This window comes from Okeania sp. SIO2F4, assembly GCF_010672385.1.
GTDB lineage: Bacteria > Cyanobacteriota > Cyanobacteriia > Cyanobacteriales > Microcoleaceae > Trichodesmium.
The window spans coordinates 1-8357 of the sequence record NZ_JAAHGT010000403.1; the positions used below are offsets into that span (position 1 = coordinate 1).

Here is an 8357-nt window from a genome sequence, read left to right on the forward strand (position 1 = left end):
TCATTCCATAAGCTTAAGCCCCAGTTATAACACCATCTGCTATAGCCCACGTGTTCAGCCATCAGGGTTTTCTGTTTGTTATTAAGTTTCAGTTTGGTTCTGATGGATTTCATGTATGTGTGTTTTATATGCGCAGCAAATACATTCTGTCTAATAGTGTGCTTTTTAACGTATTATATCGTTATTTTTTGATTAAGTCAATGCTCTAAAAAATCTGGTTTGCAGTAAGTAGAAAATTTTACCAATAGATAATTGATAATTAATCCACAAAGGTTTAAAGCTTCTCCTTTTAAGGAGAAAAAGCAGTCCTTGGATGCACTACGAACCTAGCCATATCCAATCGACCAAGAAAAGAAATTGTGATTTTCTTATATTCAATTCCGTAACGGTTTTAACCAGAGGTAATTATCCATTATCAATTAATGAAAAGATGATATCAAGCTGTTCAAGACCACTTTCATTTTTATCAAAAAGCTAAAAAATCTCTTCTATATCTATCTCCGTAAAATAATTGTCTGAAATTATAGTATTGCAAAAGCAATTAAGATTCTGCTTGAATCCTTTCTATTGCTTTCTCAACTTTTTCTGCATCTTCCGTTTTACCTTGTTCTTGTAATAAGTCTCTAGCTTTGCTGAGAGATACTAATGCTTCGGGTCGTTTATTCTCCAAATACAAAGCTACCCCTAATTGATAATGAAGCACTGCTAGCTCTGGTCTGAGGCGAACAGCATTTTCAAATTGGGATATTGCTTCTGGTAAATTATTTTGATTGGCCAAAAGACTGCCCAGGTTAGCATAAGCTTCGGCAAATTCTGAGTCGAGTTCAATAGCTTTGCGAAATGCTACTTCTGCTGATTTGAGGTCTCCTTCTTTGTATAGTTTTACGCCACGCTCAAATTCTGCTTTGGCTTCTTGGTTCAGAGCAATAATTGTAGTGTTAGTTGATTGGGGTTGTTTAGGAGTTGCTTGAAAAGAAGAAGCGTCAGCTTGAGTGGTGCTGAGTATGGTCAGTATTGCAGTTATGGCCAATAAGCTGTACTTCGATTTTTTATAAAACATTTTTTAGAATTCTAGTAGTAATAGTTACTGATTCAGCATACTACCTATCTTCTAATTTTGAGCACCTCTTGAGAAATAAATCTCTATATAAGTCGAGTTGTTTGAGCTTTTTGCTCTGTTTTTTCAGCAGTTATTTACTATCAGAAATTTGTTCAAAATGAGCATCTTTACTCTTGATTTTTATCTAAGATTTATTAACAAGCAACGATAATGCTTGGTATTTGCCATTTTTATATCTGTGGTGCAAGGAAAATCATGGCAGTTTTGTCAAACATTTGTTATATTTTTTAACATAATGCGATAGTAATAATTAATTATCAGAATTTCTGAAAAGATTAGGCGATCGCTCTCGTCCAGTAATACATATCTGGATTTATTCAAGTTATACTAATTTCCTCAAATATGGCTACATATCGTATCTCAAGAATGAAATCATATAAGCTGGTAGAAGATAAGTAATGTAGCCTAAGTTCATGGAATTGGTATGAATTTTTTGGATCTACATTTACTGATGCAACAAGGAAGCATGGTCAGTAGGTCATTGTTAGTATTAAAGGAGTTAAACTATGGATCAACCTATGGAACTGCCACTAGAGAAGCAATTTAGCGTTCGGTCTTTTGAGACTCAGGTGCGGCAGATGAATTTACAACAAGCTCAAGAATGCTTAGTTGAATTATATGAACAAATGTTGGTAAGGGAAACTCTTTACCAACAATTTTTAAAGCATAATTGGGGATTAGAATCTAACCCTAATTTTGATTAACTCAGAAGTTGTCCTAGGGGCGACCTCCTTCTCTAACTCTATTTCAAACTAATGAAACAGATTTGGGGATGATGGGGCGTCAACTAATTTTTCAAATATCATAAACTTTCTAGACAAATATAGCCATTAGATTGATTGAAGGAATTTTATAAATTTTAGTAAGATTAACTACTCTCGCTCACGCTCTATAGTTGCTTCCATAGCACTAATCAAAGAAGGACCTATTAAAACGCCACTACTGGAGTAATATCGATATTGATCTAAGTGGAGTAAAGTTTCAAAACCACTACGACGTTGGCGGTCATTTCCAAGTACCCAATAACGCTGAATAATTGAATCAATACCAAGCCATCCTTCTCCTTCGACTTTTCCTAGTTCACTGTGCTGCAAAAGAAAGGTATAGCGTCGTTCGTCACTGTCGAGACGTCCTTTATACTGTAAAGTAATATCCTCACGGTCTTGACTAGGAAATATTAGCTCTGTTTCCATAGAGAACCAATCTGTACGTTCCCATGTCACAATAGTTTTACCCTTGACAGTAATCAACATTCCGTTGCGTTCTAGCCAATTTCCTGCAATCATCCATTGGCCTGATTCTAAGATAAATGTATGAACCACAGTCCTATTCCTATACTGCTAATGCTAGCTTGATCAAATTTACCGAAAAATTGGGTTTAAAGCTTCCCCCTAAAAGCTATCCCTTATAAGGAACTCCTAAAACCCTTTTCTGATAGGGAGATGGGGGGGTGGGGAGATGGGGAGGTGGGGAGGTGGGGGAAGAAAAGCCTCTCATTAAATAGGTTTACTCTCCTGAAATATCCATTGAATGGCAAATTCATAACTTCTTTACTAATGTCTACGTTTTATGTTAAGAAAGATGTGGGTAATGGATAGCCCTAAAAGGGGGACTTTGCGCTATGCTTATATAAGCGGCAAAGGTATTCAACCGCTCTAAAAACCTAGCTACTAATCCTAGCAAACTAGCACTAAGTACCAGAGAACCAAAGTTTTTTTTAAGGTTTGAACTGTACCGTAGAGTATGCGGGAACAGGATATTGTTAGCGCAGCTCCTCTGTTAGCGCAGCTCCTCCGCAGGAGGCAAGAGGCAATAGAGCAAACCCTTGGGGAGAGGACTATCTCTGGGCTAGGTATCGCAAGGTAATTAGTTTAAGTGGACTTGTTGAACCAAGAATCCTGTTTTCAGGAGAATCTCCGTGTCTTCAGACCGGAGAGTATTTCAAGGGTTGGATACCCAACCATTACCATTAGCTTAGGTGGGGAGGAAAGCTGCCGTTACAGTCCATGGTCTCTAGGAAACCAAGCGGAAAATCTGTAGCGTTGTTGGACCTACCACAGTTTGTAGGCTCAGGTTACTTTTTCCCCAGAGGCTCAACAACTGTTTAGACTTGGAACTCACTTAGCGCTGGTTTTGGCAGAAGCTCAACTAAAGTATTAGGGACTTCTAAATCAAGAAATATGCCTTTATACTGAACCTAGGGAGCAGTTCAGGCAGTCTGGGTATTTGAGCCATACAGCAATCTAGTAGGTTGACAAAAACGATGTTTCGTGTATCCAAGATACCAATCTGCCAGAAGCTCAGATAATTATACTAAAAGTCCAACGCCCTCAACCCTTAGCTGGAAAAGGTAGGCAAATTGACTTACCAAGTATAGTGCTAGCACTATATGTGTATTTTAGACTATCTAGAGGACTTGTGTGCAAAAATTACGATTGGGAAAAATGCCTAGGAATATTCTCTAGTGACTAAATGTAAATTTAGTTCCTTTAAACTATTTTTTGATTGGTCTAAAAAGATATGAAGGCCAACACACTTGACTTTTGTGCTAAAATAAGGCCAACTACATTTGTAATATCCATTCCCTAGTTCAGAATTATCAGAACAGGTAGTGGTAAACAAGTAATGATTTTTGGCAGCTTCCTTCTAGCAATTAAAGCTATGTGCCAAACAATATCCTTAACATATTTAAGATTACCTAAGAATAATTGAAACCTTACTACTGGTCTGTCAATATTGATTTGATGGGTAAGCTATTAAATTTTCTCCCTTGTCTACTTTTGACCTTTGTCTTCCCAGTCAGCATCTCAACCAATCATTTGAAAATCGACAAACCACTACTTATTGATATTCATAACTGCATCCAACAATAAATCAGCACCAAAACGCACAGGGTCAGTACAAGGCAAACCAGTTTCTGTTTCGACTTGAGCGATCGCCCCTTTAGCACCTACTTCATCTAAATGAAAAGTATTCATTGCAATACCTCTAACTCGCGCTGGTTGTAGAGCGCCACCCACACTAGCTACCATTTCGTACAACTGAACCACTATTTGTAATGGTGGAATCAATATATGAGGATGATTGCGAATATGAGTTTGATTGGCACGATGCACCAAGATTAAATCAGTAGGTTGAATACCACGCAATAATGGGAGGGTGGCAGTGGACCCTGGATGCAATAGGGAACCTTGCCCTTCAATAATAAGTAAATCGTAGGTATTGCCAAACTGCATAATCATTTGTTCGACTGCTCCAGCAGCAAAGTCAACCCGCACTGCATCCAACGCAATACCATCCCCAGCAATCATCAAACCCGCTTGCCCTGTGGCCAGAAATTTAGAATTGAGACCTCGGTGTTGAGCAGTTGCATTTAGTTCTAAACTGGTAGACATTTTGCCGATCGCCATGTCTGTACCAACTGTTAAAACCCGCCGACAAGAAAGTGTTCTAGCTTTCCCACTAGCAATAGTTAATCCTTGAGGTTCTTGACGCACATCCCATATCCATTGTGGCTTCCGCAAAAGTGGTATGATTTCGGAATTATTTGCGAGTGGGGTATGTAAACCGTTTACGACTGATAACCCAGACGCAACTGCTGCTTTGATTTCTTCAAACCATTCGTCAGGCAAAGCACCACCAGAGGGAGCGATACCAATGACTAATATTTCCGGATCAAAGGCGATCGCCTCGGCAACGGAAGCAACTATGGGGATATCACGGGGAATTTTAGTAAGTTCTGGCAATGATTTTCCAGCAGATTGGCGATCGATGACGGCAACAATTTCTGCTTGACTATAACGTAATAGTGATAAGCCTGTTTTGCCATGTGAACCATGGATGCCATCGTGTAGCAAAATTGCTATTTTACCATTTTTGATTTTTGATTGTGGATTTTCTGTAGTCATAATTTTCTCAAGGAAAAATTCTATTTGGTGATTTAACTAATTAACTATTAATATAGATAACGTTCCCCATTTCAATTCTAGATTTTAGGAAAAACAGAAAAAGTAATTGAAAACTTAATATTTACAGATAAATTAAAATTTGTTGGGTAGGCTATAATCTTTCTCCCTACCAGTTAAGATCTGATATCAAATCCGGTAGTCTAGGTATTAGAAAGCATTACATAAACAGGGTTTTGGAGGGATATTTTGGTATTGTGTGATATCTAATACAAACCCGGTTTCTCAAGTGGTTTCTGGTAGAAATTATATCAATCCAAAGCCAGGGAATTTAACATGATTTATTACTGTGGTTTAGAAGTGAGTTTGATTTAATCAAAACTATATAATATTTCTCAATTAGTTAAATTTAGCTATTATATCAAATCCGGGGGAATTGGACATAAAAAAATTCTCCAATCGTCATAACTACTCAATCTTTGTAATTCTCTCCCCTCCTGACTCGGTCCTCCTGACTCCTGACTCAATTACGACTTAATCAATCTATAACTGTTTAACCGGATTTGATATTATACAAAATTGATAAATCTTGGCTACAAATAGCTAGGCTATTTCTGATAATTCAGGAGTCAGGAGTCATAATGAATATGTTTGATAACATTTTTTATGTCGTAACTTATCTTTTTCGTCAAATATATATTTCCGATAAATTATTACAATAGTGCTTATTATTCGTAACATTATTTTTTCAAAATTGTATAATCTAATCTTTCTCTGAAAATTTCTCTTTAGGATTTATCGATGAGTATATTTGTTAAAAATAATTTCTAACTGCTCATAATTCTGTTTTTACTATGATTTGATAATTAATAACCTTACAATAACAAAATATCAATCCTACTCCTACTAAAACCTAATGGAATTTATCTTATATCATTTATCATGTATTAATGCTTGATTTAAAAACTAATTTATACTTTGATATTTTTCCAGAAACCCCTAACAAGACACCACCTACCACCTAAAACCTTTTTTCAGGAAATATAGCAAAATTGTTGAGATTTGGTATTATTCCTCAACCCGATACCCCAACTCCGCTAACTGAATGCGAGACTGTCGCCATTTAGGTTGTACTTTCACAAATAGTTCCAAATAGACCTTACCTGCAATCAACTTTTGAATTTGTTGACGTGCTGCGCTGCCAATAGCTTTTAACATATTTCCACCTTTGCCAATCATAATTCCTTTTTGAGATGAGCGTTCAACATTTATAGTGGCAAGAATACGGGTAATAGTTGGTTCTTCGTCTACTCTATCAATAGCGATCGCTACTGAGTGGGGTACTTCCTCATGAGTCAACAATAAGATTTGTTCGCGGATCAGTTCCCCCATAATAAAGCGTTCTGGTTGGTCTGTTACTAAGTCAGGGGGGTAATAATAAGGTCCTGCTTCGAGATGTTCAATTAACAAATTTTGTAATGCTTCTATTCCGTCTCCTGTCAGAGCAGAAAATTTAACTATTTGCCAAGGGTGAGGAGTGATTAACTGATGATAACTAGCTTCTATTTCCCGATCGTCTTCAGGTTGTAAGTCTAATTTGTTCATACCTATAATCACAGGTATCTCGGTTTTGTTCAATAAGTCTATAATATAGCGATCGCCTCCACCTGCTATTACCGATCCATCTACTACCAGCAAGACTACATCGACAGACTGAATTGCTACTTTAGCATTTTGAACTAATACTTTTCCTAGTTGGTGGTGAGGTTTATGAATACCTGGAGTATCAACAAAAATCATCTGCGCTGCTTCTGTGGTCAAGATACCACGCAGACGATTACGAGTAGTTTGAGCAACTGGGGAGGTAATAGCAATTTTTTGCCCCACCAGTTGATTCATCAAAGTAGATTTACCAACATTGGGTCGTCCTATTATACCAACAAACCCTGATTTATACCCTGCAGGTGCTACGGGAATAGTTATATTCGTGGACAATTCCATTTTTGTATTTTTTTAACTTTTGTTTCCCAAATAATAGCCGATCGAGTCAAAATTCTTGAATGGCAATACTTTACAATACTAAAACAGGAGTATAACAAACAAATAGTGTCTACTGATAGATACTATACATTTTTCTGATAGTTATAATAATATTATCAAAATACAAATGAACTACCTATAGCATTTCTCAACTCAAATAGATGAGGTACAAAAGTTAGATATTTTAGGGAACAGGGAACAAAAAAAGAGGAAAAAATACTGTATCTCATTCATAAGAGAAGCGCTATAGTATTGTCTGAGTCTGAAGTCACTCGTCTATAGGTAAGATATAAACTCTACTTCTGACATTAAGAAAATTAGTATATGACAAAGTTGGGTAATTAACAGATATCTTGCTTAATAATATATGTGTTTTCTAAACGTTACAGAATTGTGTGGAGTATGATAATTTCACCTTGTTTAAGTTTTTTACAAGTTAGTTTAGTTGTTTGTTTTGACTGAACTAAATTAGGTGATAAAAATTATCAGAGGCAGAAAATTTAGAAACCTGAAGGGGTTTGATCGGCTAACGTGTTAGGAGAATAAAATGAATAAATTTGCTACATTATTAGGAAGTTTGTGTACTCTGGTGGTTGCAAATTTACCTATGCCAGCTTTGGCAATACCATCTGATTTTGACTATAAATCAGGGTCAGAAGATTATCAGCCATTACCAGACCTTTCTATTCCTTACAGAACTTTACCCAGAAAATTTGATTTTCCAATTATTACTGAGATTGATGTTAATAACAGCGTCCGTACCGATAGCCCAATAACTGATGCTTTTGTTAACAATTTACCTTCTATTCCCACTGGAATTACTCTAGATGAGCTGTTGCGCTACAGAGCGGAGTATACTGCTTCCATAGAAGCTTGGGGAGAAGAAGTTACAGAGTGTCTAAATCAAAAACCCCGACTACTCAGAGTCAGTACAGGTAACCCAGTTATTATAAATGGAGAAGAAGGCACAATAGTTCTTAATGCAAATAATCGCGCTGTTTGTAGATAAATAAATTTCAGATAAGTAGCTTTCCTCTTTTTGAGTTATTCAAAAAGAGGGTTTTCTTTTAAACAGAAAAAAGGATTGTTTAGATAGTCTAAAAACAACCCTTTTTTCTAAATTTTTTTGTAATAAATAAAAGAAACAATGAAGGCTGCATAGTCAGAAGTCAAAGATTGGAATGGAGGTCAAGCCCTCGGTCTGTTAGTGTGTCTTAGCTCCATACATTACTGCACTTCCACTTAACACCTATCAACGGGTCGTCTTCCCGTGACCTTACCTACCTAACGTA

At 36.7% G+C, this 8357-nt stretch carries 7 protein-coding genes and 1 rRNA gene; 2 read left to right on the forward strand and 6 right to left on the reverse strand.

Translation table 11 applies throughout. The features are described 5' to 3' along the window. Positions 1 to 113 (reverse strand): helix-turn-helix domain-containing protein (locus F6K22_RS22955; RefSeq protein ID WP_293103192.1); only part of this gene is annotated, 113 nt, incomplete at its 3' end. A 428-nt stretch (positions 114 to 541) separates the two neighbouring features. Beyond that, positions 542 to 1060 (reverse strand): tetratricopeptide repeat protein, encoded by a 519-nt coding sequence (locus F6K22_RS22960; RefSeq protein ID WP_293103173.1) that lies wholly within the window; start codon positions 1058 to 1060, stop codon positions 542 to 544. Between the two features lie 566 nt (positions 1061 to 1626). Here F6K22_RS22960 and F6K22_RS22965 point away from each other — a divergent pair. Continuing rightward, complete coding sequence (locus F6K22_RS22965; protein ID WP_293103176.1) at positions 1627 to 1824, forward strand: NblA/ycf18 family protein; 198 nt, start codon at positions 1627 to 1629, stop codon at positions 1822 to 1824. Positions 1825 to 1992: 168 nt separating this feature from the next. On the opposite strand, the gene F6K22_RS22970 is transcribed toward F6K22_RS22965, so the two are convergent. The 3 genes from F6K22_RS22970 to era form a co-directional block, all read right to left on the reverse strand. Then, a complete protein-coding gene (locus F6K22_RS22970; RefSeq protein WP_293103179.1) occupies positions 1993 to 2442 on the reverse strand; it encodes a hypothetical protein in 450 nt (149 codons plus the stop codon). A gap of 1515 nt (positions 2443 to 3957) precedes the next feature. Next, positions 3958 to 5028, reverse strand: coding sequence for an N-acetyltransferase DgcN family protein (locus F6K22_RS22975; protein ID WP_293103182.1), 1071 nt, complete (start codon positions 5026 to 5028; stop codon positions 3958 to 3960). 1065 nt (positions 5029 to 6093) lie between these two features. Further along, positions 6094 to 7026 carry a GTPase Era gene (gene era / locus F6K22_RS22980; protein ID WP_293103185.1) on the reverse strand — a complete coding sequence of 311 codons (933 nt, stop codon included), beginning with the start codon at positions 7024 to 7026 and terminating at the stop codon, positions 6094 to 6096. 586 nt (positions 7027 to 7612) lie between these two features. Here era and F6K22_RS22985 point away from each other — a divergent pair. Further along, the gene (locus F6K22_RS22985; RefSeq protein ID WP_293103189.1) at positions 7613 to 8074 is read left to right on the forward strand and encodes a hypothetical protein; all 462 of its coding nucleotides are present in this window, start codon (positions 7613 to 7615) and stop codon (positions 8072 to 8074) included. A 175-nt stretch (positions 8075 to 8249) separates the two neighbouring features. On the opposite strand, the gene F6K22_RS22990 is transcribed toward F6K22_RS22985, so the two are convergent. Next, positions 8250 to 8357 (reverse strand): 23S ribosomal RNA (locus F6K22_RS22990); the annotation flags it as partial.